Source organism: Tenacibaculum tangerinum (genome assembly GCF_029853675.1).
GTDB classification, from domain to species: domain Bacteria; phylum Bacteroidota; class Bacteroidia; order Flavobacteriales; family Flavobacteriaceae; genus Polaribacter; species Polaribacter tangerinum_A.
The window spans coordinates 2,928,284-2,951,167 of record NZ_CP122539.1; the positions used below are offsets into that span (position 1 = coordinate 2,928,284).

At 33.1% G+C, this 22,884-nt stretch carries 21 protein-coding genes and 2 tRNA genes; 13 read left to right on the forward strand and 10 right to left on the reverse strand.

All coding sequences use genetic code 11. The annotated features are described in order from the left end of the window. Positions 1-384: 384 nt before the first annotated feature. The 4 genes from P8625_RS13045 to trxA form a co-directional block, all read right to left on the reverse strand. A tRNA-Asp gene (locus P8625_RS13045) sits at positions 385-458 on the reverse strand. Between the two features lie 42 nt (positions 459-500). Further along, a tRNA-Asp gene (locus P8625_RS13050) sits at positions 501-574 on the reverse strand. Between the two features lie 55 nt (positions 575-629). Next, positions 630-1,550 carry a DUF58 domain-containing protein gene (locus P8625_RS13055; protein WP_279650885.1) on the reverse strand — a complete coding sequence of 307 codons (921 nt, stop codon included), beginning with the start codon at positions 1,548-1,550 and terminating at the stop codon, positions 630-632. A 72-nt stretch (positions 1,551-1,622) separates the two neighbouring features. Continuing rightward, positions 1,623-1,940: a thioredoxin gene (gene trxA, locus P8625_RS13060; RefSeq protein WP_028892415.1), complete on the reverse strand. Its 318-nt coding sequence runs from the start codon at positions 1,938-1,940 to the stop codon at positions 1,623-1,625. 318 nt (positions 1,941-2,258) lie between these two features. On the opposite strand from trxA, the gene metK reads away from it, so the two are divergent. Together metK and P8625_RS13070 are read left to right on the forward strand one after the other, a co-directional pair. Next, entirely contained in the window at positions 2,259-3,512 is a 1,254-nt protein-coding gene (gene metK, locus P8625_RS13065; RefSeq protein WP_279650886.1) for a methionine adenosyltransferase, read from the forward strand. A 255-nt stretch (positions 3,513-3,767) separates the two neighbouring features. Next, positions 3,768-4,532 (forward strand): hypothetical protein, encoded by a 765-nt coding sequence (locus P8625_RS13070; RefSeq protein WP_279650887.1) that lies wholly within the window; start codon positions 3,768-3,770, stop codon positions 4,530-4,532. Between the two features lie 106 nt (positions 4,533-4,638). Here P8625_RS13070 and P8625_RS13075 read toward each other — a convergent pair whose 3' ends face one another. The 3 genes from P8625_RS13075 to P8625_RS13085 all read right to left on the reverse strand — a co-directional run bounded on the left by P8625_RS13075 (position 4,639) and on the right by P8625_RS13085 (position 8,444). Then, complete coding sequence (locus P8625_RS13075; protein ID WP_279650888.1) at positions 4,639-6,171, reverse strand: hypothetical protein; 1,533 nt, start codon at positions 6,169-6,171, stop codon at positions 4,639-4,641. Between the two features lie 31 nt (positions 6,172-6,202). Then, complete coding sequence (sppA, locus tag P8625_RS13080) at positions 6,203-7,948, reverse strand: signal peptide peptidase SppA (RefSeq protein WP_279650889.1); 1,746 nt, start codon at positions 7,946-7,948, stop codon at positions 6,203-6,205. Between the two features lie 64 nt (positions 7,949-8,012). Then, positions 8,013-8,444 carry a DUF6146 family protein gene (locus tag P8625_RS13085; RefSeq protein ID WP_279650890.1) on the reverse strand — a complete coding sequence of 144 codons (432 nt, stop codon included), beginning with the start codon at positions 8,442-8,444 and terminating at the stop codon, positions 8,013-8,015. Between the two features lie 100 nt (positions 8,445-8,544). Here P8625_RS13085 and P8625_RS13090 point away from each other — a divergent pair, with 100 nt between their 5' ends. From P8625_RS13090 to P8625_RS13100, 3 genes are read left to right on the forward strand one after another with little or no spacing between them, the layout of a single operon-like run. Beyond that, the gene (locus tag P8625_RS13090; RefSeq protein WP_279650891.1) at positions 8,545-9,888 is read left to right on the forward strand and encodes a M24 family metallopeptidase; all 1,344 of its coding nucleotides are present in this window, start codon (positions 8,545-8,547) and stop codon (positions 9,886-9,888) included. A 2-nt stretch (positions 9,889-9,890) separates the two neighbouring features. Further along, positions 9,891-10,451, forward strand: a complete 561-nt coding sequence (locus P8625_RS13095; protein ID WP_279650892.1) for a DNA-3-methyladenine glycosylase I — start codon at positions 9,891-9,893, stop codon at positions 10,449-10,451. A 47-nt stretch (positions 10,452-10,498) separates the two neighbouring features. Further along, positions 10,499-12,532, forward strand: coding sequence for a dipeptidyl-peptidase 3 family protein (locus P8625_RS13100; protein WP_279650893.1), 2,034 nt, complete (start codon positions 10,499-10,501; stop codon positions 12,530-12,532). Positions 12,533-12,700: 168 nt separating this feature from the next. Here the strand turns inward: P8625_RS13100 and P8625_RS13105 are convergent, their stop codons facing one another. Beyond that, complete coding sequence (locus P8625_RS13105; RefSeq protein ID WP_279650894.1) at positions 12,701-12,913, reverse strand: hypothetical protein; 213 nt, start codon at positions 12,911-12,913, stop codon at positions 12,701-12,703. Positions 12,914-12,952: 39 nt separating this feature from the next. Here P8625_RS13105 and P8625_RS13110 point away from each other — a divergent pair, with 39 nt between their 5' ends. The 5 genes from P8625_RS13110 to P8625_RS13130 all read left to right on the forward strand — a co-directional run bounded on the left by P8625_RS13110 (position 12,953) and on the right by P8625_RS13130 (position 17,322). Beyond that, positions 12,953-13,684, forward strand: coding sequence for an SDR family NAD(P)-dependent oxidoreductase (locus P8625_RS13110; protein ID WP_279650895.1), 732 nt, complete (start codon positions 12,953-12,955; stop codon positions 13,682-13,684). Then, positions 13,684-14,364, forward strand: coding sequence for an HAD family hydrolase (locus P8625_RS13115; RefSeq protein WP_279650896.1), 681 nt, complete (start codon positions 13,684-13,686; stop codon positions 14,362-14,364). Before P8625_RS13110 ends, P8625_RS13115 begins: the two co-directional genes overlap by 1 nt. Positions 14,365-14,375: 11 nt before the next feature. Beyond that, on the forward strand, positions 14,376-14,762 hold the full coding sequence (locus P8625_RS13120) for a nucleoside triphosphate pyrophosphohydrolase family protein (RefSeq protein WP_279650897.1): 387 nt from the start codon (positions 14,376-14,378) through the stop codon (positions 14,760-14,762). A gap of 283 nt (positions 14,763-15,045) precedes the next feature. Further along, entirely contained in the window at positions 15,046-16,245 is a 1,200-nt protein-coding gene (hflX, locus tag P8625_RS13125) for a GTPase HflX (RefSeq protein ID WP_279650898.1), read from the forward strand. Between the two features lie 378 nt (positions 16,246-16,623). Continuing rightward, on the forward strand, positions 16,624-17,322 hold the full coding sequence (locus P8625_RS13130) for an energy transducer TonB (protein WP_279650899.1): 699 nt from the start codon (positions 16,624-16,626) through the stop codon (positions 17,320-17,322). Between the two features lie 125 nt (positions 17,323-17,447). Here the strand turns inward: P8625_RS13130 and P8625_RS13135 are convergent, their stop codons facing one another. Further along, positions 17,448-18,344, reverse strand: a complete 897-nt coding sequence (locus tag P8625_RS13135; RefSeq protein WP_279650900.1) for a leucine-rich repeat domain-containing protein — start codon at positions 18,342-18,344, stop codon at positions 17,448-17,450. A 131-nt stretch (positions 18,345-18,475) separates the two neighbouring features. Here P8625_RS13135 and dnaG point away from each other — a divergent pair, with 131 nt between their 5' ends. Next, positions 18,476-20,482 (forward strand): DNA primase, encoded by a 2,007-nt coding sequence (dnaG, locus tag P8625_RS13140; protein WP_279650901.1) that lies wholly within the window; start codon positions 18,476-18,478, stop codon positions 20,480-20,482. Between the two features lie 216 nt (positions 20,483-20,698). Here dnaG and nadE read toward each other — a convergent pair whose 3' ends face one another. Then, a complete protein-coding gene (gene nadE / locus P8625_RS13145; RefSeq protein ID WP_279650902.1) occupies positions 20,699-21,487 on the reverse strand; it encodes an NAD(+) synthase in 789 nt (262 codons plus the stop codon). A gap of 92 nt (positions 21,488-21,579) precedes the next feature. Here nadE and gldB point away from each other — a divergent pair, with 92 nt between their 5' ends. After that, positions 21,580-22,539, forward strand: a complete 960-nt coding sequence (gldB, locus tag P8625_RS13150) for a gliding motility lipoprotein GldB (RefSeq protein WP_279650903.1) — start codon at positions 21,580-21,582, stop codon at positions 22,537-22,539. After that, complete coding sequence (gene gldC, locus P8625_RS13155; protein ID WP_279650904.1) at positions 22,539-22,877, forward strand: gliding motility protein GldC; 339 nt, start codon at positions 22,539-22,541, stop codon at positions 22,875-22,877. The genes gldB and gldC overlap by 1 nt, the downstream gene beginning before the upstream one ends. Positions 22,878-22,884 lie beyond the last annotated feature (7 nt).

Consider the following 22,884-nt stretch of genomic DNA (forward strand, 5'->3'; position numbering starts at 1 on the left):
ACAAATCTTGCAAATAAATTTAAAGAAACCAAACTTTTTTTTACTTTTTTTTAAGGAAACGATTTCGCCGTTTAAACTTTTCTTATTGGTTGTACGTATAAAGTTTAAGAATAATTTTTTTCGTGTACTGTCGGTTCGAGTGATTTTTAAAAATGATAATGAATTATAAATTGTACTTCGGTTACGTTCAGCAGAGTTATCGAATTATTTCCATTTCAAATAATTTTACTCGAAAACACAATGGGTGTACATAGCAAATAACAAAATATAAATTATTTTATATCAGCTATTTATAGAGGTTACTATAAAAGAGGGTGATGCTTTTTTTCTTTATATAGAAAAAAGAAGTCGTTTAAAAATTAATTTTTAAACGACTTCTTTTTGCGGTCTGGACGGGACTCGAACCCGCGACCCCATGCGTGACAGGCATGTATTCTAACCAGCTGAACTACCAGACCGTTGCTTGAAGCAATATATTGTATGTTTTAGAGAAACTTTTGCGGTCTGGACGGGACTCGAACCCGCGACCCCATGCGTGACAGGCATGTATTCTAACCAGCTGAACTACCAGACCGTTGCTCTAAGCGGATGCAAATATATAACCTTTTTTTAAATAAAAAAGAGTTATCTTACAAAAAATTCTGTCTATTAATAAGATAAGAGGTAAGTACTTTATCGTAGCCCTCGTTTATGTTTACTGGAACATAATCTATTTTATATTGTAAGCATTTGTTTTTTAAGTTATTGAAAAAAGCAGTGCTTAATTCTTGGTATTTCTGTTGTACGTTTTCGGCATATAAATTAATCTCTTCTCCTGTTTCTACATCTACAAATTTTTTAGGAGTATTATCAAAATCAAGCAAAAGCTCCGTTTTTTCATCATACGTATGAAACAAAACGACTTCGTGTTTGTTGAATTTTAAATGTCGCAAAGCATTAAAAAGCTCCTCTTCGTTTTTAGTGGTTTGAAACATATCAGTAAATAAAAAAATTAAGGATCTTCTATGAATTTTTTCGGCTATTTCATGCAAATACTGGTAGGTTTTTGTACTGGCTTTTGACTTCGAGGATAAGAGTTGTTCTAATTGATGGAGTAGCATTTTACGGTGGCGATCACTTCCTTTTTCAGGAGCGTAATATTCGTAAATGTCTGAGTAAATACTTAGGCCTACTGCATCTCGTTGTCGTCTTAAAATATCCATTAAAGAAGCTGAAGCTACCGCTGAAAAACCAATCTTATTTAACGCGTCGATTGTATTGTTTTTATTCATGGGGTAGTGCATGGAAGCAGAATTGTCAATAATTATATGACATCGTAGGTTGGTTTCTTCTTCGAATTTTTTGGTGTATAATTTTTCAGTTTTAGCAAATAACTTCCAGTCTATATGACGTGTGCTTTCTCCTTTATTGTATAATTTGTGTTCAGAGAACTCTACAGAGAATCCATGAAATGGACTTTTGTGCATTCCTGTAATAAACCCTTCTACAACTTGTTTGGCGAGTAGTTCGAGGTTCTTAATTTCAGAAGAAGTATTTTTAAGTTGAATCATATTTTCCGAAAATAACAAAAGGCTTGGCAACAACCAAACCTTTTCTATAATATCAAATGAATACTTTATATACTATAAAGCTGCGTCAATTTTATCGGTATATGCTTTTTTAGGAGCAGCACCTACTTGCTTATCAACAACTTCTCCGTTCTTAAAAATTAATACGGTAGGAATGTTTCTTACTCCGTACTTAGCAGCAAATTCTTGATTCGCATCAACATCGACCTTACCAACTACTGCTTTTCCATCATATTCATTACTAATTTCATCAACAATAGGAGAAACCATTCTACAAGGTCCACACCAAGCAGCCCAAAAATCTACTAATACGGGTTTGTCAGATTTTAATACTACTTCTTCAAAAGAAGCATCTGTTATTTCTAAAGCCATTTTGTTTATCTTTTTATATTAGGTTATTATCTTACTTTATACAATGCAAATGTAAACAAATATTTTACCAATACAATTTCACGAAAATTACTTTTTGTTATCATCATATCAATACTTTCTATTCAGTTAGGTGTCAGTTTGTTTTTGTGTGTGTAAAATAATTGATAACTTTGCCTCACATTTTGAGGAAAAATTTGACTGATTGCAACCTCATCGAACAATAGTTCAGAATAAAAATGCTAAAGCAGTAATTTTCTACTCCTTTTAGCGACCTAGCAATCCAAGTTTTTCTTTTGGTTAAATTTTAAAAGAAGTTTTATGTCATATTTTTTTACTTCAGAAAGCGTTTCTGAAGGACACCCAGATAAAGTTGCAGATCAAATTTCTGATGCTTTAATAGATAATTTTTTGGCTTTTGACCCCGAATCTAAGGTAGCCTGTGAGACTTTAGTTACAACAGGTCAGGTAGTGTTAGCAGGAGAAGTAAAATCATCTACCTATTTAGATGTTCAAAAAATTGCTCGTGAGGTAATTAATAAAATTGGTTACACGAAAGGGGAATACATGTTTGATGGAAATTCTTGTGGAGTTTTATCAGCTATTCATGAACAATCAGACGATATTAACCGTGGAGTAGATAGAGCTTCTAAAGAAGAACAAGGAGCAGGAGACCAAGGAATGATGTTTGGATATGCTACTAACGAAACAGAACACTATATGCCCTTGGCATTAGATTTATCGCATACAATTTTAAAAGAATTAGCTGCGATACGCAGAGAAAACAAAGAGATTACCTATTTACGCCCAGATGCTAAGAGCCAGGTAACTATTGAATACTCTGATACTAACGTACCGCAACGTATCGAAGCCATTGTAGTTTCTACCCAACACGATGATTTTGCCGATGACGAAACGATGTTGACAAAAATTAGAAAAGATATTGTTGAGGTTTTAATTCCTAGAGTAAAAGCACAGTTAACTCCTGAAATTCAAGCGTTGTTTAACGACGATATTAAATACCATATCAATCCAACAGGCAAGTTTGTAATTGGAGGGCCGCATGGAGATACTGGATTAACAGGGCGCAAAATTATTGTAGATACTTATGGAGGAAAAGGAGCACACGGTGGTGGAGCATTTTCAGGAAAAGATCCTAGTAAGGTAGACCGCTCTGCTGCGTATGCAACACGTCATATCGCTAAGAACTTGGTAGCTGCTGGTGTTGCTGATGAGGTGTTGGTACAAGTATCGTATGCGATTGGAGTGGTAGAGCCAATGGGAATTTTTGTAGATACTTACGGAACTTCAAAAGTTGATTTAACCGACGGAGAGATTGCTCAAAAAGTTTCTAAAATATTCGATATGCGACCACATGCCATTGAAACTCGTTTGAAATTACGTAACCCAATATATAGTGAAACAGCTGCTTATGGGCACATGGGGCGTAAAAATGAAGTGGTTTCTAAAACCTTTACGCAACCAAATGGCGAAAGTAAAACGATAGAGGTAGAATTGTTTACTTGGGAAAAACTAGATTATGTTTCTAAAGTAAAAGAGAGTTTCGGTTTGTAAGAAAAATAAGAATTTGAAAAATACCTGTAATTTTTATTGCAGGTATTTTTTTATACTGCTATTTTTGTTTCTGAATTTAAAATAATTATTAACAATAACTTATTTTTAAATTTCAAGATTGCTAAAAAATTGCTGTTTCAATCTACTTATCTTTTTATTCTTTAGTGGCGTTGCGCTATATAGTTTAAAACATTAAAAAGGATACAGACATGTAGTTTCGCTTGAATGAAAAATAAGTTTCCTTAAAAACAAAAAATGAAACAATTAAAGTATGTTTTTGCAATTGGGTTAGGCATAACCATGTTAACCGCATGTAACAATTCTGCATCAGAAGATTTTGAAGAAATTAATGAAGGAGCTACAAAAAAAAGATTGAAAACGATTGTAGTCTCCAATCAACAAAATCAAACAGCTACCTCACAATTTACCTATGATTCTGAAAAAAAATTAGTGGGAATTTCAGGGACTGATGGAACAGATGCAACATTAATAAACTACAATAATGACGGAAGCACTATTAAAGTAGCACAAACTAGCAATCCTTCTCAGAGTCTTTCTATAGAAGAATTGTATAAAGCTCCTTATAATGTTTATGAAACTGGAGAGGTTGTAGAATATGACTCTAACAAAAACCCGAGTAAAGTTTCATTTGAAGAAGTAGTTTATGATTGGGATACTGATAGTTATATTACAGAAGTTTATACCGCAGAGATGTTTTATGACAACAAACCAAATTTGTATTTTTCTACACTAGAAGCAGCAGGTATTATAGATGTTTTAGATGGAGTTGATATAAGTTTTGGAGTCAATCCTCAAGCAAGTGAAATAATTAAAGCAAGAAAATTACTACCTTTAAATAACTTAATTAAAGTAATTTATAAAAATACAGATAATGCTATTATTGGAACGCTAACCATTGATTATACGTATGACGAAGATGGGTATCCTATAAAAGGTTCAGGCTTAGCCATAGGAGGTGAAGAATCAATAAGTATTAATGTAGCGTATACTTATGAGTAACAAATCAAAGTAAAAACAAAAGGGAGGTGGACTGTACAGTCCACCTCCCTTTTGTTAGTGTATTATGTTGGTTTATTGCCTTTTTATTAACGGCTAAATCGCTTCTCTAGTTACAGTTTGGAGCAGCTTTTAGGGTCATAAGCGTATAAGCAGTTTCATATCCTACTTTGTGGCTTACCCATTCTTTCCATTGCGTAGAATTTTTATCTGCGGGTTCTTCTCCCAATACACAATCTCCAGTAAGTAAAGTATACATAAAAGCACCTATTGCTTTATCTATATTGGTATGTAAATGTCCTTCATCTCTCAAGGCAGTTTGAGAAGGGATAATTTCTTTAATCTGTGCATATAAACTGCGCACAGGGATAGCACGTGCATGCGGTAACTCTGAATTTCTAATCATATACAAAGCTGTTCCGATATCTGTACCGTTATGAGACTCGTTACTGCGCTTGTCTATTCCGTAGAGCATGGTAGTTTCCGCAACACCTAAGCCGTGGTCTTGCATTGGAAAGCCAAAAGAATAGTCGAATTTAGTAGGGTCTATTTTATAGCGTTTATGTGCTTCAAAATTGGTATTTGCTCTACCATAGTTAAAATTTATGGGAGCAGTACCACCACTTACAAGTGTTCTGTCAGATTTTTGAATTATCCATTTTAAGCCATTTAAGATGCCATTTTCTGTACTGGTACCTGTATGATTGTAGTTGAGTGTACTATCATCGATAAAACAACCTTTGAAGGGTGAAACGAATGTACGTTCTCCTGTATAATGAGTAGCGTTTTCTTCGCTAGTTTTAACTTTTAAAGCTAAATCTGCTATTTCGTCATCGTAGGTGTAATCAGAGCTAGCAGCACTTTTGTTTACTATTTGTGCATAAATTGATGCCGCTGTTACATAGGCTCCATTAGGTGTAGGGTGTTCAGAAGCTGTATCTTTTTTTGAGGCTGGCAACTCGTTCCATGCCAATCCAGCAGGAATAACATCTATATAAACTTTTGCATGATCTGCTATACGATAGGTAAATTCTTCAAAAAGATTTAGTTTTCCTGTAACAGTTTCATCTTTAGGCCATACCATTAAAAGTAGTGGTTTTGCCCCTCCTTCTGCTACCTTTGAAGCAATCTTGTTTACGCCTAAGGCGTTATAGCCAGGAAGTTGAGAAACTAAAAAAGGGTCTGAAGCAATAACTACATAATCCCATGTAGTGCCTTTTTTTCCAGCAATGTTATCCAGTCTTTCCGATTGTCCTTCAGGCCAGTAATAATATTGCATCAAAGAATGTATGTAATGATTGGTAGTTATTTCAAGAGCATCCTGACCTAGTAGATAGGTAGTTTGTTTCGATTTGTAAATGTCTTCAAAAGAAATGTTTACTTCTAGGTCTAATGCTGTATCTTGTGATAAGATATTGCTTAACTGCGTTGCTATTTCATTAGGAGAAAAACCACTTGCTTTATAGGTAATAGATTTACTTGTTCCTATGACTAAAATATTGAGCTTACCATCTTTGTTAATATCTGGAGAATCTTTAATTACTTCTTCTGGAAGTGTTTCAGTTGACGAGTCACTACTACAGCTTATAATAAAACAACTTACAAGCAGTATTGAAATTAATTGTGCAATACATTTGTTCATCTTTTTGTTTTTTTGGGGGTTATATATTAATTTATTTTACTTCTAGTAAAAACGGAAGTCTAGCTTGAATTCCTTTAAGATTTTTCATTTTTTGAATGTTGTAGTACAACTGATAGCTGTCATTACCTAGTGTTTCCTTTAAAAGTCCTTCTTTTGAAGACTTAGCAAAAGGAGAAACGGGTAAAGCATCTTTAAAATTAGTTTTGTAGTTAGGATAATTACGAATCTTGTAGTTTTCAACTTCAGCTAATTCAGCCGCAACTTTTATAGCATCGTCTAAACTTCCTAATTGGTCAACCAACCCTTTTTCAATTGCCTCTTTACCTGTCCAAACCCTACCCTGTGCAACCTCGTTTACTTGCTCAAAAGTCATATTACGTCCAGCTGAAACACGGTTAACGAAGGTGGTATACGTTTGTTCAACTCCTTCTTTGGTAACGGCATAAAATTTTTGATTCATTGGTTCAAAGACACTGTACGAAGCACTATTGTTTGTTGAAACTTGTTCGGCATTCACACCTATTTTATCGGTAAACTGACTAAAGTTAGGAATAGCCCCAAAAACTCCAATAGACCCAGTAATTGTAGTTGGTTCTGCAATAATTTTATCAGCATTACAAGCAATGTAATAACCGCCAGAGGCTGCTAAATTTCCCATAGAAACTACTAAAGGTTTTTCTTTTTTAGTAAGCTCTAATTCACGCCAAATTAACTCAGAAGCCAAAGCACTACCTCCAGGAGAGTTTACACGAAGTACAATCGCTTTTACATTGTCGTCTTTTCTAGCCTTTTTAATGGCTTTGTTCATAATTCCTTGTCCGATGTAATCTATATTGCCTTCTCCATACGTAATTTCTCCTTGGGCATAGATGACTGCAATTTTGTTTTTTTCGGTTGAAGAAATTCTTCCTTTTCCAGAATTAATATAGTCGCTTATAGAAATAGTATTCACTTTCTCTTCAGATCCCATCGCTAACTTTTCTTGGTATTCATCTTCATAAATAGAAGCGTCTATTAAATTATTTTCTTTTGCTAGAGTAACATTTCTTCCGTAAGAATTATCGGCAATAAGATTTAGTTTTTCAACAGAAATATTTCTACTCTTGCTAATGTCATCAGTCATTTCTGACCAAATAGATTTTAAAAATGAAGTGGTTTGCTCACGATTAGCTTCACTCATTTCATTTTCTAAAAATGGTTCCACCGCACTTTTGTATTTTCCGTGGCGAATTACTTCCATTTTAATACCGTATTTATCTTCAAAATCTTTGAAATACAAAATTTCAGTAGATAAACCTCCAAAATCGATAGCTCCTATTGGATTTAAGAATAGACTGTCTGCTACAGAACTCAGGTAGTAATTTTTTTGAGTATATACATCATTATATGCATAAATAAATTTACCACTCTCTTTAAATTCTTCTAGTTTATTTCGAATGGCTTGTGTTTGCGCCATACCTGCACTTACAGAAGTGGTTTTAATACTTATGCCTTTGATGTTATCATCTGTCTTTGCATTTTCAATTGCATTGATAATTTTGTTTAAAGCAAGTTTGTCTTCTGTAAGCTCTAAAGCCTCGGCAATAGGGTTGTCTTCTTTCGGAGCATAATCTCTAATTGAAGTAGATAAGTCTAATTCTAAAACTGAATTTGGTTTGACTACGATTTTTTCGCTAGATCCAATAACGGCAGCGGCGATAAAAAAGCACGCAAAAATCAAAAAAAGGGCGATAAAAAAGCCCAAAATAGAGGCTAATAAATTTCTTAAAAAATTCATATTATATGATTGATTTTTTTAAGCAAATATACAGTTTTTAGAGAGATACTTTTATAAGAATATCTTATCGATTCCAACGATTTGAGCTTATGTCTAAATTCATGCGATATTTTCGTTGCGCAAACTCAAAATAATTAAAAAGCTTATAATTCACCTCATAACCATAATCGATGTTTGGATTGTAATCAATCACATTTTCATAAATGTTAGCATTAAACTGCAAAGGGTTTTGTGCACGGTAATTCCAAGTGGTTACATACAAACGATTTCTATTTTCTAAATATTGTTGTGAGTAAAATCCTTCAGGTCTTGCAATACTGTTTAAATACATTGTAAATCCAGGGTCAATAATAATGATTTCGTACTCTAAACTGTCGTTAGCAATTACAACAGGAGGCTCTTTAGAGTTTGATATTTCTTTTATAGGCGAAGAATTACAGCGCGATAAAAAAATAACGACTAACAATACTGACAAAACAGGAAGTAACTTTTTCATAAGAAATGAAATTTAATCATATAAAGGTGCAAAAAATAGTTCAATTTTCATTGGTTTTTAACTTGTTTAACAGTAATTTTCAGCATTAAAATAATTAGGTATGTTAAAAAAAATAATACTAATCTTTATATTGATACTTCATTTTTCTTGTAAGCAAGAGACACTGAAAACAACCTCCTATGAGATTCTTAATGAAAAAGAAAGAGCACTGCTAAAAGATGAATTACTAGAAGATAGGTTTCAAAACTTACTACCTGAATTAATGGATAAGACGGAGATTGATATGTGGGTTCTTATTTCTAGAGAGTATAACGAAGACCCTGTTTTAAAAACAATGTTGCCGGCTACATGGTTAAATGCACGAAGAAGAACTATTCTTGTTTTTTACAGGAATAAAGAAGAAAACACGGTAGAAAGAATGGCAGTAGCAAGATATGATATAGGTAATAGTATAAAATCTGCTTGGAACAAAGAAAAAGAACCCAATCAATGGAAAGCATTACGAGACATTATCAAAGCCAGAAATCCTCAAAAAATAGGAGTAAATATATCGAAACATTTTGCTTTGGCAGACGGTTTAGTAAAAACGGATTACGATGAGTTTACTGAAAATTTACCCGAAGAGTTTAAAGAAAGAGTCGTATCTGCCGAAAAACTAGCAGTTAGCTGGATAGAAACGAGAACTCCCAAAGAAATGGCGTTGTTTAAGAAGTTGGTAAAAATTACACACGATATTATTGACGAAACCTTTTCGGTACAAAATATCATCCCTGGAAAAACAACTACAGAAGATTTGGTGTGGTTTATGCGACAAAAAGTAACCGATTTGGGGCTTAGTACATGGTTTCATCCTACTATTGATGTACAGAGAAACAAAGAAGCATTGAAATCGCACATCGCATCTTTTTCCAAAGCAAAAGAAAAAGAAATAATTAGAAAAGGAGATTTACTACACTGTGATTTTGGAATTAGCTATATAGGCTTAAATACCGATTGCCAACAACATGCTTATGTGTTAAAAGAAGACGAACAGGAAGTGCCTACATTTTTAACCGAAGCCTTTAAAAAAGGAAATAGAGTTCAAGATATTCTTACCAGTAATATGAAAGCAGGAAGCACAGGAAATGAAATTTTAGCCAAGTCTTTATTACAAGGAAAAAAAGAAGGTTTGAGGCCTTCGATTTACACGCATCCTTTAGGTACTTACGGACATAGTGCAGGCACTACCATTGGTATGTGGGATGCTCAAGGAGGAGTTCCTTTTAACGGCGATTATCCTTTACAAAAAAATACCGCCTATGCAATTGAATTGAACACAACTGTTGCTATTAAAGAATGGAATAAAGACATTCGAATAATGCTAGAAGAAGCTGGTTTTTTTGGCGATAACACCTTTGAATACGTAAACGAAAGACAAACAGCGATTAAACCGATAAAATTTTAAAAATGAAAAAAAGATGCTTTTGGGTGAGTGATGACCCTTTATATATTGAATATCATGATACCGAATGGGGAGTACCCGTGTACGATGATGATAGGTTATTTGAGTTTTTAGTATTGGAAACCTTTCAAGCAGGTTTAAGTTGGATAACCGTTTTAAAGAAAAGAGAAAACTTTAGAAAGGCATTTGATAATTTCGATTATAAAAAAATAGCGAAATACACTGAAAATAAATACGAAGAATTGCTTCAAGATGCCGGGATTATACGAAATAAACTGAAAATAAAAGCGACCATAACCAATGCACAAGCATTTATAAAAGTACAAGAAGAGTTTGGGTCGTTTTCAACCTATATTTGGAGTTTTACGAACGGTAAACCGATAACAAATAAATTTGAAAAACGAGAAGAAGTACCAGCAACCACAGCGCTATCTGACGCAATTTCAAAAGATTTAAAAAAACGAGGATTCAAGTTTGTGGGTTCCACTGTAATATATGCACACATGCAAGCCACAGGAATGGTAAACGACCATACAACCGATTGTTTTCGATATCATGAAGTTTAAATTTCGTAATTTTAGCGTTCAAAAGAAATAAATTAAAAATTATATAAATGAAACTAAAACAAATGCTTTGTGTGTTTGCAGCGGCAGGAGTGTTAACTTCTTGTGGTGTAGACGCAAAAAAAGAGCCAAAAGCAGCAGAAAAAAAAGTAAAAGAGTTTGAGTATGTTGTTGAGCAATTTGCAGATATAAAAGTATTACGTTACCAAATTCCAGGATTTGATGAATTAACACTGAAAGAAAAAAAATTAGTGTACTATTTAACACAAGCAGGCTTATCTGGACGCGATATTATGTGGGATCAAAACTACCGTCATAATCTCGAAATTAGAGCAGCCTTAGAAAACATTAACAACAACTTTAAAGGAGACAAAGAAACCGAAGATTTTAAAGCCTTTACTACCTATTTAAAAAGAGTATGGTTTTCAAACGGAATCCACCACCATTACTCGAACGATAAGTTGAAACCTGCATTTTCTAAAGAGTATTTTGAAACCTTATTAAAAGAAACCAATACTCAGTTGTCTGCCGAAGCATTAGAAGTTATTTTTAACGATAAAGATGCTAAAAAAGTAAACAAAAAAGCAGGAGTAGATAACGTATTAGCATCTGCAGTAAACTTTTACGGAGAAGATATTACCAGTAAAGATGTAGAAGATTTTTATGCGAAAGCTGATAAAGGACCAAAAGGACAACCTATTGAGGCTGGATTAAACTCGAAGTTAGTTCGTGAAGACGGAAAACTAGTAGAGAAAGTATGGAAATCTGGAGGAATGTACGGGCAAGCCATTGACGAAATGATCAAATGGTTAGAAAAAGCGAAAGAAGTAGCAGAAAACGATAAACAAGCAAAAACCTTAGCCTTATTAATCGACTACTATAAAACAGGAGATTTACATACGTGGGATGAATATGCCATTGCTTGGGTAGAATCTACAGAAGGAAACATTGATTGGATTAATGGTTTTGTAGAGGTTTACAATGATCCTAAAGGATACAGAGGTTCGTACGAAACAATCGTACAAATCAAAGACTTCGACATGTCTAAAAAGATGAAAGTATTATCAGACAACGCGCAGTGGTTTGAAGACAACGCTCCATTAGATCCAACTCACAAAAAGAAAGATGTTGTAGGAGTGTCGTATAAAACAGTAAACGTTGCTGGTGAAGCTGGAGACGCCTCTCCTAGTACACCAATCGGAGTGAATTTACCGAATAACAACTGGATTCGTCAACAACACGGTTCAAAATCGGTATCGTTAGGAAATATTATAGGCTCTTATAACAATGCTGGAGGAACAGGTCGCTTAAAAGAATTTGCCAACGATCAAGAAGAAATAGATTTAGAAATTCAATACGGAAAGTTAGCAGACAAATTACATACAGCACTACACGAGGTAATCGGACATGCTTCAGGAGTAATTAACGATGGCATTGGGCAACCAAAAGAAACCTTGAAAAACTATGCGTCTACCATGGAAGAAGGGAGAGCGGACTTAGTTGGGTTGTACTACTTAATGGATCCAAAATTACAAGAATTAGGTTTGGTTGATGACTGGCAGAAAATAGGGAAGGCTGCGTACGATGGGTACATCAGAAACGGATTAATGACACAGTTAATTAGAATTAACTTAGGAGATGATATTGAAGAAGACCACATGGTAAACCGTCAATGGGTATCTGCTTGGGCTTTTGAACAAGGAGCAAAAGATAATGTGATTGAAAAAGTTACCAGAGATGGAAAAACTTTTTATAATATTAATGATTATGAAAAGCTTCGTGAAATCTTCGGACGTTTGTTAAAAGAAACACAAAGAATCAAATCTGAAGGAGACTTTGAAGCAGCAAAAGCCTTGGTAGAAGGATATGGAGTAAAAGTAGACCAAGACATTCACAAAGAAGTTTTAGACCGTAATGCACAGTTTACAGCTGCTCCTTATAGCGGATTTGTTAACCCAGTGTTAGAACCTGTAACTGATGCTGATGGAAATATTACAGATATTAAAATAACACAACCAGAAACTTTTGAAGAGCAAATGAACTTCTATGCTAAAAACTATAGTTTCTTACCAATTAAAAACTAAGAAATTCAGTTTTTACCATAATTAAAAATACAAAACCGATTCTATCTCAGAATCGGTTTTTTCTATAAAAAAAATACCTTGTTTACACCTTTTTTTGTTTGAAATTACTGTAAAAGAATAAAGGAACGTTTTATTACGGTCATTTCAAATTATAAATGGTATTTGTAGTTACTTTGTCAATAATTTTGATAAAAACAGTAAGGCTATGACTACTACAATTCCTATAGCAACATAAATAGCTGCATTTTGATAATACTTTTTATTGTTCTTAGCATCTTTTTTATAACTAAAAATCATTAATATAGTAAAAGCAATCACAAAAAAACTCGCAAAAATGATTCTTCCCGTAGTAAACATTTTAGCAGCAATAAGTATGAACATAAAATTGTATTTTTAGCAAAGTTAAAGAATGATTTTAGAATGGAAAGAGCTAAAACAGCAATTATTTTTGGCGCCACTTCAGGCATCGGAAAAAGCTTAGCCGAAACACTCGTAAAAGATAATTATATCGTAGGAGTTACGGGTAGAAGATTAGAAAAATTACAAGCGCTACAAAACGATTATCCAAATCAAATTATAGTCAAACAGAACGATATACAACAAGTAGAAGAAGTTGAAAAAGTTTTTAATGAATTGGTTAATGAATTAGGAGATGTTGACATAGTAATTCAGTCATCAGGAGTTGGTTTTGTGAATACAGAACTAGATTGGAACAAGGAAAATGAAACGGTACAAACCAATGTTGTTGGGGTAACCAAACTCTATGATTTGGCCTATAACTTATTTGAAAAACAACAATTCGGACATTTAGTAGGAATTTCATCAATAGCCTCTTTTAGAGGAAGTAAAGACGCACCCGCTTACTTTGCATCAAAAGCCTTTCAAAAATCATATTTAGAAGGATTATATATCAAAACAAAAACGGTACCTTCAAAAAAAGTATTCGTCACAGATATCCGCCCTGGGTTTGTTGATACCGCGATGGCATTAGGCGATGGCATTTTTTGGATGGTTTCTTTAGAAAAAGCGACTCGACAAATATATGCGGCGATCAAACGTAAAAAACGAGTTGCCTATATCTCAAAACGATGGAGGCTTATTGCTTGGGTGCTAAAAGTGGTATCTACTAAAATTTTAAAAATGGCAACCTGATGAAAAAAGAAAACCTAATCGTGTTTGATATTGATGATACCTTAACTAAAAGTGAACACCAACATCAAAAAGCTTATGTACAGGCAATGAAGAGTTTTGGTATAACCAAGATTAATCAAGACTGGAAAAGCTACAAGAATATGACCGACAGTTATATTTTGAAAAAAAATTACGAAACCAATTTTAAAAAGAAATTTAGTTTTTCTTTCATTCCAGCATTTGAAGAAAAAATGACAACTTTTTTAAGAGAAATGCCAAAAACAAAAGAAATAAATGGAGCGAGAAATAGTGTTGATTTTTTTATGAAAGAGACCGATTATGCTATTTGTTTTGCAACAGGTTCTTTGTTGCAGCCGGCATTGCTTAAATTAGAACAAGCAGGCATTAACTTTGTTCCAAATTTAGTAGAAACCTCAAATAATTTATTTACAAGAGAAGAAATTGTACATGCTGCCATTCAAAAAGCAAAAAGCTATTTTCAAGTAAAAGAATTTAAAAACATTATTTCAGTAGGAGACGGAATTTGGGATGCAAGAACTGCTAAAAACTTGGGAGTACATTTTTTAGGGATTGGAAATAAAAATGTGTCCGATTTTAAAGAAGAAGGCATACAAAGTCACATAGAAGACTGGACAAAATTCAATTTTGAAAAGGTCAAAAAAGAGTTAGAAATTACATAAGTTAGTATAAAATGAAAAAAAAGATTAAAGCAGTACACGAATTTCATACCGCATTTGGATTAGGGATTAAAAACGAACCCACAGGCAACATTGGTGAAGAACGAAATTTACTTCGTTACAACTTGATGAAAGAAGAAAATGAAGAATATTTAGAGGCTGCTCAAAATAATGATTTGGTTGAGGTGGCAGATGCATTAGGGGATATGTTGTACATTTTATGCGGAACCATTATAGAACACGGAATGCAACATAAAATAGAGGAGGTATTTGACGAAATACAGCGCAGTAATATGAGTAAATTAGGAGAAGATGGTAAACCAATTTACCGTGAAGACGGTAAGGTGCTCAAAGGTCCCAATTACTTTACACCCAACATCAAAGAAATTTTAGAGAAATAAAAAAGCTCCTCAATGAGGAACTTAGAGAACATTTTAGGTCTTAAAAACAGTAAAAATGGGCACTTTTTGTATTTGATTTCTTTCTTAGCTTCGCTTAAAAGATTTTAATCTTACCATTTTAAATGTGGTGAAAAACGCTTTACAGACACCAAACTTTACGTTAGAGATCACAGATTCTTGATGTAAGCACTTATTACGAACGTTATTTCGCGATGCCATAGTGTTATTTAATATCTTAAAATCTCAGCTTGTATGCATTTATAAATTTGTATTTTTGTAACCTATGATTGAAACACGAGAAGCCACATCAGAAAAAGCGGTTTTAATAGGTATTATAACGCAGCATCAAGACGAAAAACAATCGCAAGAATACCTTGATGAACTAGAGTTTTTAACTTTAACAGCAGGAGGAGTTGCAGTAAAAAGATTTGTTCAAAAATTAGACAAACCTCACCCAAAAACATTTATAGGAGCAGGAAAGTTAGAAGATGTAAAAGCATATATAGAATCTAACGATATCGGAACAGCGATTTTTGATGATGAATTATCGCCCGCTCAGCTTAGAAATATAGAACGTTTTTTAGATTGTAAGATTTTAGATCGAACCAACTTAATCTTAGATATTTTTGCAAGTAGGGCACAAACAAGTTCAGCAAAGGCACAAGTAGAGTTAGCTCAATATCAATACTTATTACCCCGATTAACCCGAATGTGGACACACTTAGATAAACAAAAAGGGGGAATTGGTATGCGTGGTCCTGGAGAAACAGAAATTGAAACAGACCGCCGTATTATACGTGATAAGATATCATTGCTAAAAAAGAAATTACTAACCATAGATAAGCAAATGTCAGTACAGCGTAAAAATCGTGGAAAAATGGTGCGTGTCGCTTTGGTAGGGTATACCAATGTTGGTAAATCTACTTTAATGAATGTAGTGAGTAAAAGTGAGGTTTTTGCAGAAAACAAGTTGTTTGCTACACTCGATACTACGGTTAGAAAAGTAGTTATTAAAAACATTCCTTTTTTAATGACCGATACAGTTGGATTTATTAGAAAACTACCAACACAATTGGTCGAGTCGTTTAAATCTACTCTAGATGAAGTTCGAGAAGCCGATTTGTTATTACACGTCGTAGATATATCGCACCCAAATTTTGAAGATCATATTGCTTCGGTAAATAAAATTTTAGACGAAATTGACAGTAAAGACAAACCTACTGTTATGGTGTTTAATAAAATAGATGCCTATAGCCACGAAAATATTGATGAAGATGATTTAATTACAGAAAAAACAAAAGAGCACTACACTTTAGAAGACTGGAAAAGAACATGGATGAATGATTTAGAAACAGAAAGTATTTTTATTTCAGCACTTAATAAAGATAATTTAGAAAATTTTAAAGAAAAAGTATACGAAGAAGTAAAAAAGATACACGTTCAACGTTTTCCGTATAATGACTTCCTATACCAAGAATACTAGTTTTTATAAAATAAAGTAAAAGAACAAAAAAAAGAATGTAAAATAATTACACTTTTACGTTCTTTTTTAGTATATTTATACCTCACTAACATAGTTTTTAAATGTTTTGTGAAACATTGTAAATTAATAATTTTAACCATTTTACCCCCGAAAAATGAAAAACAACAAACTTCCGCAAGTAAAATCTAAGCGATTTTTTTTAGAACCTGAAATTAATAAGGAAATTCGATCGTAATTACATTAATTAACAATCGATTCTTATTTAATTTAACAGTTTCCCTCAATTAATAAACTCAAACAAGTATTAAACGTAAAAGCTTAATGCTTTAGAAGTAGCTACTTCCTTTTGAGTTGTTATGTTAATCTAAATAAATCGTAATGAAAAAAGCAATAACCCTCTTGTTTATAAGTTGTAGCATTCATTTTTTGATTGCTCAAGAAAAATGTACATCTAACAGCCACGAACTGGTAGATTTGAATGTGATTGATAAGTGTTCAGCAGAGAAAGTAGTTGAAACTACTAAAGAAACTCCTGCTATGATAGCTAAAGTTACAAGCAAACGATACCTAAAAAAGCGGACTTATTTTAAGGAAGTACAAAGTATTGCAGATTATTTAAAAGCGAACCATTTAAAAGAAGTTCATAAAACTAGTGAATTAGAATTGTGTAGCTTAAAAAATATAAGCCCAGTATCGAAAATAGCAAGTAATAACACTGTTTCTTTTCATGTAGTAGATGAAATTCCAGAATTTTTATCATGTAAAGGGTCTTTTATGAGCAAAGCAGAATGTTTTAATTACGAAATGCAAAAACACATACTTCGTACATTGGTATACCCTGATGAAGCTCTAGAAAAAGGAATGGAAGGAGCAGTAAAAGTAAGCTTTGTTATAGATGTAAATGGTAAAGTAATAAATATTGAAATGGAAGGTAACGTAGATGAGATACTAAAAGAAGAGGCAAAAAGAATCGTATCGTTGCTACCTGTTTTTATACCTGGTAAACAGCAAGGTAAGTATACGAGTGTAAAATACAGTTTCCCTATGATTTTTAGTTTAGATAGCTCTGTAGATTAAGCAATACTTTTTATTACATCACTTCTTGGGCACTGAAAAAGCTATTTATTTTATAGCTCTTACAAAGCAAAAAAACTATCAAAGAATATTGATAGCTTTTTACTGTTTATAAAAGTAAATGTACATTATTTAACTTTATGAAGTTTACTGTATTGTTGTATCCATTCAGTAAGTTCAGTACTTTCCAATTTGTACTTTTGCGCAAGTTCTTTTTGAATTTTTTGAAGATATGCTTCGTTTAATACATTTTTTTCATATTCAGAAATAACCAACTGTTTAAAACTTTCCGTATATTTTTCTATTGGTTTTTCAGCAACCACATTAGTACTATTAGTTTGGGTAGTAGTTTGTTGCTGTTCAACTTTCTTTTCTTTGACAATAGTACCATCACTAGTGGCATATATAGTTTTTTCGTCCTTATACCACCCTTCAGGAATGTTGGCTAACTGTTCTTCGCTTACTACAATAGTTTTAATGTTATTTCCCGTAACGTCCATACTTTTCAAATTCGGACATCCAGAAACATCTAAAAAAGTAAGTTTATTATAACTGGCATACAAACTCTCAAGATTGGTATTTTCGCCAAGAATTAATGAAGTTAACCTATTAGAGTCGCAACTAACATAAGTTAGTTTAGGATTATTACTCACATCTAAACGCTCAATCTTGTTTTCACTACAATTTAAAAAGCTAATAGAAGAGCTTTGTGATAAATCAAGCTTTTTAATCTCATTAGCATAACAGTCTAAACGTCTCAAATTAGGAAAACTTTCTAAACCAGTTAAATCTTTAATTTTTGAGTATACATTAGGCAAGTCTTTATTTGTTATGGGATTGTCAACATTCAAATTAGTAACATATTCTGCATCACTAATAGTAATATTTCCATTTAAACCGTTTGAATCAATTTTCAAATTAACCAAACACTCTTCTAAGCCTATATCAGGAATTCTAATCGTTTCTTGAGAAAAAATAGCAGATGTTAAAAGTATTAAAGAACAAAAAAATGTAATTGTTTTCATTTCGTGGGGAATTTTTGTCAAAATTATATATTTATATGTTCTTAGCAAATTTAATTTCTCTTTAGTTTAGTTACAGCAAGACAAACTTTTAAAACTAGTAGTATATTTGTGCTACTGTATTTGCATAATATATGATAACCCAACAAACTATAGATAGCGTTTTTGAGAGTGCTCGAGTAGAGGAAGTGATAGGAGAGTTCGTACAATTAAAAAAGTCTGGAAGTAACTTTAAAGGGTTAAGTCCGTTTACCGACGAACGCACCCCTTCATTTATGGTGTCGCCTGTAAAACAAATCTGGAAAGATTTTAGTACCGGAAAGGGTGGAAATGCCGTATCTTTCTTAATGGAACATGAGCATTACACCTATCCAGAAGCGATACGTTGGTTAGCAAAGAAATACAATATTGAAATTGAAGAAACCGAGCAGTCTGATGAACAAAAGCAGCAGATGAATGAGCGAGAAAGTATGTTCTTAGTTTCAAAATTTGCTAAAGATTACTTTCACGATGTATTAATGAATACACAAAAAGGAAGAGCCATTGGATTATCTTATTTTAAAGAAAGAGGATTTAGAGAAGACACTATTGAAAAATTCGATTTAGGATACTGTAAAGACGAATGGGATAATTTTACCAATGCAGCACTAGCTAAAGGATTCGATTTAAAATACCTAAAGTCTACAGGTTTAACCATTGTAAAAGAAGGAGGGGCAGAAGACCGAAAGTTCGACCGATTCAAAGGGCGGGTAATGTTTCCTATTCACAGTATGTCTGGGCGTATTTTAGGTTTTGGAGGTAGAATACTTACCAACGATAAAAAAGCTGCAAAATACTTAAATTCACCTGAGAGCGATATTTATCATAAGAGTAAAATTCTTTACGGGCTATACCAAGCAAAAAAAGAAATAGCGAAAGAAGATAATTGCTTTTTAGTAGAAGGGTATACCGACGTTATTTCATTTCACCAATCGGGTATAGAAAATGTGGTAGCCTCTTCAGGTACCGCATTAACACCCGATCAAATTCGTTTGATAAATCGGTTAACTCAAAATATTACCGTACTTTTCGATGGAGACGCAGCAGGTATTAGAGCATCACTTCGGGGTATCGATTTAATTCTTGAACAAGGAATGAACGTACGGGTCGTAACTTTTCCAGAAGGAGAAGATCCTGATAGCTTTGCCAAAGCCCATTCTAGCAAAGAGTTAAAACAATATTTAGAAGAAAAGTCACAAGATTTTATTGAGTTCAAAGTTTCTTTATTAATGAAAGAAGCGGCGAATGACCCTGTAAAAAAAGCAGGTTTAATTCGAGATATTGTTACGAGTATTTCTAAAATTCCAGATGGTATACAACGAGAAGTATATGTGCAAGAGTGTGCGCGAATCATGGATATTTCTGAACGTGTTTTGTTTAGTGAACTTGCGCAACTACTAAAAAAAGGAACTACAACTAGAAAAAGTAGTGTGGGTCAAGACCCCAATCAACCACCACCAGAATATTTTCAGGCTCAAGAGCAAGCCTCGATGGAGGCTATAAAGGGAGGTAAAGGAAAATTACAGCAAAGTGTAAACCAATTAAATATTCTAGAAAAAGAAGTTATTAGAATATTATTGTTGTATGGTAACGAAGTGGTTGATTTTGTAAATTGGGTAGATGCAGTTGATGAAAGAGGGCGTCCTTTCTTAGAAAAAGAACACTATCAAAATACCGTTTCAAATGAATTGTATTTAAACCTACAAGAAGACGAAATAGAGTTTACCAATGAAATATTTAGGCTTACTTACTATGAAATAATTCATCAATTAAACCAAGATGAAACCATAAAAGTAGATCACTTGGTAATGCATAAAAACCCCGATATAGCTAGCTTAGTAACTAATATTTTAATGGATGAAGAGAAATATAATTTAAGCGACTGGGAACGAAAAGAGGTTTTTGTAACAGAAACCGTTAAAATTCTTCCAAAACTAGTAACGGACGCTGTTTTAAATTTGCGTAGAGTTTTAATTGAAGAAAAGATTAAAGAAATTATGCAAGAAAGTCAAGAACAAAAAACAACCCCAGATTTAGAGGAAATAACGAATTATACAGGGTTAAAAAAACGTCTTTTCGAAAAATTAAATCGTGTCGTTTAGGGTTAAAAAAACATATATTCGCTATTAATTAATAAGCTTTTAACATTTTTTTTGTAAATTTGCCCTCATTAAGGAATAAGAAACATAAATAAAATGATAAAGTTGCTACAAATTCTAGAGTTATTGAGGTTGTTAATATTATTGCCTTTTAATATTTCAAACGGGCAAAAAAAGAGGGCCTATCAGAAGATCAAACGACAAATGATGTCTGTCAATTTACTTTAATTCTTTAGGGATTTCACAAATAGGAATGGGAATCATTTTATGCTGATTAATTCGGTTAAGGCGTGTGTATATTTTATATACCTCTAATTCTCTACCAGAAAAATCATCTACAGTTTTACCAGCATCTTGCATTTCCATAGCCCATTCTAACTCATCATAAGAAGCACCAATTTGGTCTTCGTCTGTTCTACTATCACCAAACAAACCATCAGTAGGTTGAGCTTTTTGTATAGAGTCAGGAACTTCTAAATAAGCTGCTAATTCATATACTTCTGATTTTACAAGGTCGGCAATCGGACTTAAATCCACACCACCATCACCATATTTAGTATAAAAACCAACACCAAAATCTTCTACTTTATTTCCCGTTCCTGCAACCAACAAACCATGTAAACCAGCAAAATAGTATAAGGTGGTCATACGTAACCGAGCTCTGGTATTCGCTAGTGCTAAATCGACTTTTGCAGAGGGTTCAACTTCGGGTACCACCTTTTTAAAATCTTCAAAAGTAGAGGTTAAGTTTACTTCCGCTTCACTCACATTATCAAAACGCTCTTTTAATTGCTTAATATGTTCGTTAGCCCTGTTAACTTGACTCTTTGCCTGATGAATAGGCAATTCAACACACAAAGTAGGCAATCCGGTTTTAGCACATAAGGTTGAAGTAACTGCGCTATCAATACCTCCTGAAATTCCTACAACAAAACCATTTACGTTAGCATTCGTAGCATAATCTTTTAACCAATTTACAATATGTTCAGCAACTTTAGGAGTATTCATTTTTATAATATTTTAAGAATTTACAGTTAAGTGGTAAAAACTAATTTAGTAATTTCGACGTTGTAATTTAGAATGTAAATATACTAAAGTTCATGAAAAAAGTTTTAGCATTAGTTAGCTTAGTTTTAATAAGCCTTTCATGTAAAAAAGAAGGTAATAAGTTGCATATTGATGTATCTAATATCAAAGAACAGGTAAACCTAGAACGTTTTGATATTGATTTTTACAACACGAACCCGAATGAACTTGCGAAGACAAAAGAAAAGTATCCGATGCTATTCCCTTCAGAACCTGACAGTGTTTGGGTAAATAAAATCAATAACAAAGACGAACAAGAGTTGTTTGCAGAGTCACAGAAAGTTTTTCCTGATTTTAAAGATGAAAAAGAGCAGCTAACATCATTATTCAAACATGTAAAATATTACAATCCAAAATTTGTGAGTCCGAAAGTAATTACGATGCTAACGAATATCGATTATGCGAATAGAATTGTTTACACAGATAGTTTATTATTCATTTCTTTAGATGCTTATTTAGGTAAAGAGCATGAATTTTATAACGATTATCCAGCTTATATAAAACAAAATAATACGAAAGCACATATTATTGTAGATGTTGCGAAAGCTATTATTGGCAAGCAAATGCTACCGAGTAGGGCAAGAAGTTTTATAGATAAAATGATTTATAGAGGAAAAAGAATGTACTTGCTTGATGCGTATTTACCTCATGTTCCTGATGTTCTTAAGATAGGGTATTCACAAAAAAAATTAGATTGGGCAAAAAATAATGAAGAACAAATATGGATGTATTTTATAGAGAAAGATGTATTATACAGCACTAGTAAAGATATCGATAAACGTTTTTTAGATATCGCCCCTTTTTCTAAATTTTATATGGAAGAAGATGCCCAGTCACCAGGAAGAATTGGAGAGTGGATTGGTTGGCAAATTGTTCGTTCATACATGCAAAAGAATGATGTATCTTTGCAGCAATTATTACAAACGAGTGAAGAAGATATCTTCAAAAAATCAGGATATAAACCGAAAAGATAATGGCAATAGAGCACACATCAACAATAACATTTAAAGTAGGATTAGACGAAAATAGAATTCCAGAACAAATTACTTGGAATGCAGAAGACGGAGGTGTCAAGGATGAAGCATCAAAAGCAATTATGCTATCTGTTTGGGACCATAAACAAAAAGATACCTTGCGTATGGATTTATGGACCAAAGACATGCCTGTAGACGAAATGAAGCAATTTTTTCATCAAACCTTGGTGTCTATGGCAAACTCTTTTGAAAGAGCTACAAACGACGAAAAAATGAGTGCTACCATGCGCGATTTTTGTGATTACTTTGCAGAAAAGCTAGAGCTAATTCAAAAATAAAAGTAGT

Coding starts and splice junctions, on each gene's coding strand:
- P8625_RS13055 (WP_279650885.1), bottom strand. CDS start 1,550: ATGATTCAACTTAAAAATACTTCTTCTGAAATTAAGAACCTCGAACTA.
- trxA (WP_028892415.1), bottom strand. CDS start 1,940: ATGGCTTTAGAAATAACAGATGCTTCTTTTGAAGAAGTAGTATTAAAA.
- metK (WP_279650886.1), top strand. CDS start 2,259: ATGTCATATTTTTTTACTTCAGAAAGCGTTTCTGAAGGACACCCAGAT.
- P8625_RS13070 (WP_279650887.1), top strand. CDS start 3,768: ATGAAACAATTAAAGTATGTTTTTGCAATTGGGTTAGGCATAACCATG.
- P8625_RS13075 (WP_279650888.1), bottom strand. CDS start 6,171: ATGAACAAATGTATTGCACAATTAATTTCAATACTGCTTGTAAGTTGT.
- sppA (WP_279650889.1), bottom strand. CDS start 7,948: ATGAATTTTTTAAGAAATTTATTAGCCTCTATTTTGGGCTTTTTTATC.
- P8625_RS13085 (WP_279650890.1), bottom strand. CDS start 8,444: ATGAAAAAGTTACTTCCTGTTTTGTCAGTATTGTTAGTCGTTATTTTT.
- P8625_RS13090 (WP_279650891.1), top strand. CDS start 8,545: ATGTTAAAAAAAATAATACTAATCTTTATATTGATACTTCATTTTTCT.
- P8625_RS13095 (WP_279650892.1), top strand. CDS start 9,891: ATGAAAAAAAGATGCTTTTGGGTGAGTGATGACCCTTTATATATTGAA.
- P8625_RS13100 (WP_279650893.1), top strand. CDS start 10,499: ATGAAACTAAAACAAATGCTTTGTGTGTTTGCAGCGGCAGGAGTGTTA.
- P8625_RS13105 (WP_279650894.1), bottom strand. CDS start 12,913: ATGTTCATACTTATTGCTGCTAAAATGTTTACTACGGGAAGAATCATT.
- P8625_RS13110 (WP_279650895.1), top strand. CDS start 12,953: ATGGAAAGAGCTAAAACAGCAATTATTTTTGGCGCCACTTCAGGCATC.
- P8625_RS13115 (WP_279650896.1), top strand. CDS start 13,684: ATGAAAAAAGAAAACCTAATCGTGTTTGATATTGATGATACCTTAACT.
- P8625_RS13120 (WP_279650897.1), top strand. CDS start 14,376: ATGAAAAAAAAGATTAAAGCAGTACACGAATTTCATACCGCATTTGGA.
- hflX (WP_279650898.1), top strand. CDS start 15,046: ATGATTGAAACACGAGAAGCCACATCAGAAAAAGCGGTTTTAATAGGT.
- P8625_RS13130 (WP_279650899.1), top strand. CDS start 16,624: ATGAAAAAAGCAATAACCCTCTTGTTTATAAGTTGTAGCATTCATTTT.
- P8625_RS13135 (WP_279650900.1), bottom strand. CDS start 18,344: ATGAAAACAATTACATTTTTTTGTTCTTTAATACTTTTAACATCTGCT.
- dnaG (WP_279650901.1), top strand. CDS start 18,476: ATGATAACCCAACAAACTATAGATAGCGTTTTTGAGAGTGCTCGAGTA.
- nadE (WP_279650902.1), bottom strand. CDS start 21,487: ATGAATACTCCTAAAGTTGCTGAACATATTGTAAATTGGTTAAAAGAT.
- gldB (WP_279650903.1), top strand. CDS start 21,580: ATGAAAAAAGTTTTAGCATTAGTTAGCTTAGTTTTAATAAGCCTTTCA.
- gldC (WP_279650904.1), top strand. CDS start 22,539: ATGGCAATAGAGCACACATCAACAATAACATTTAAAGTAGGATTAGAC.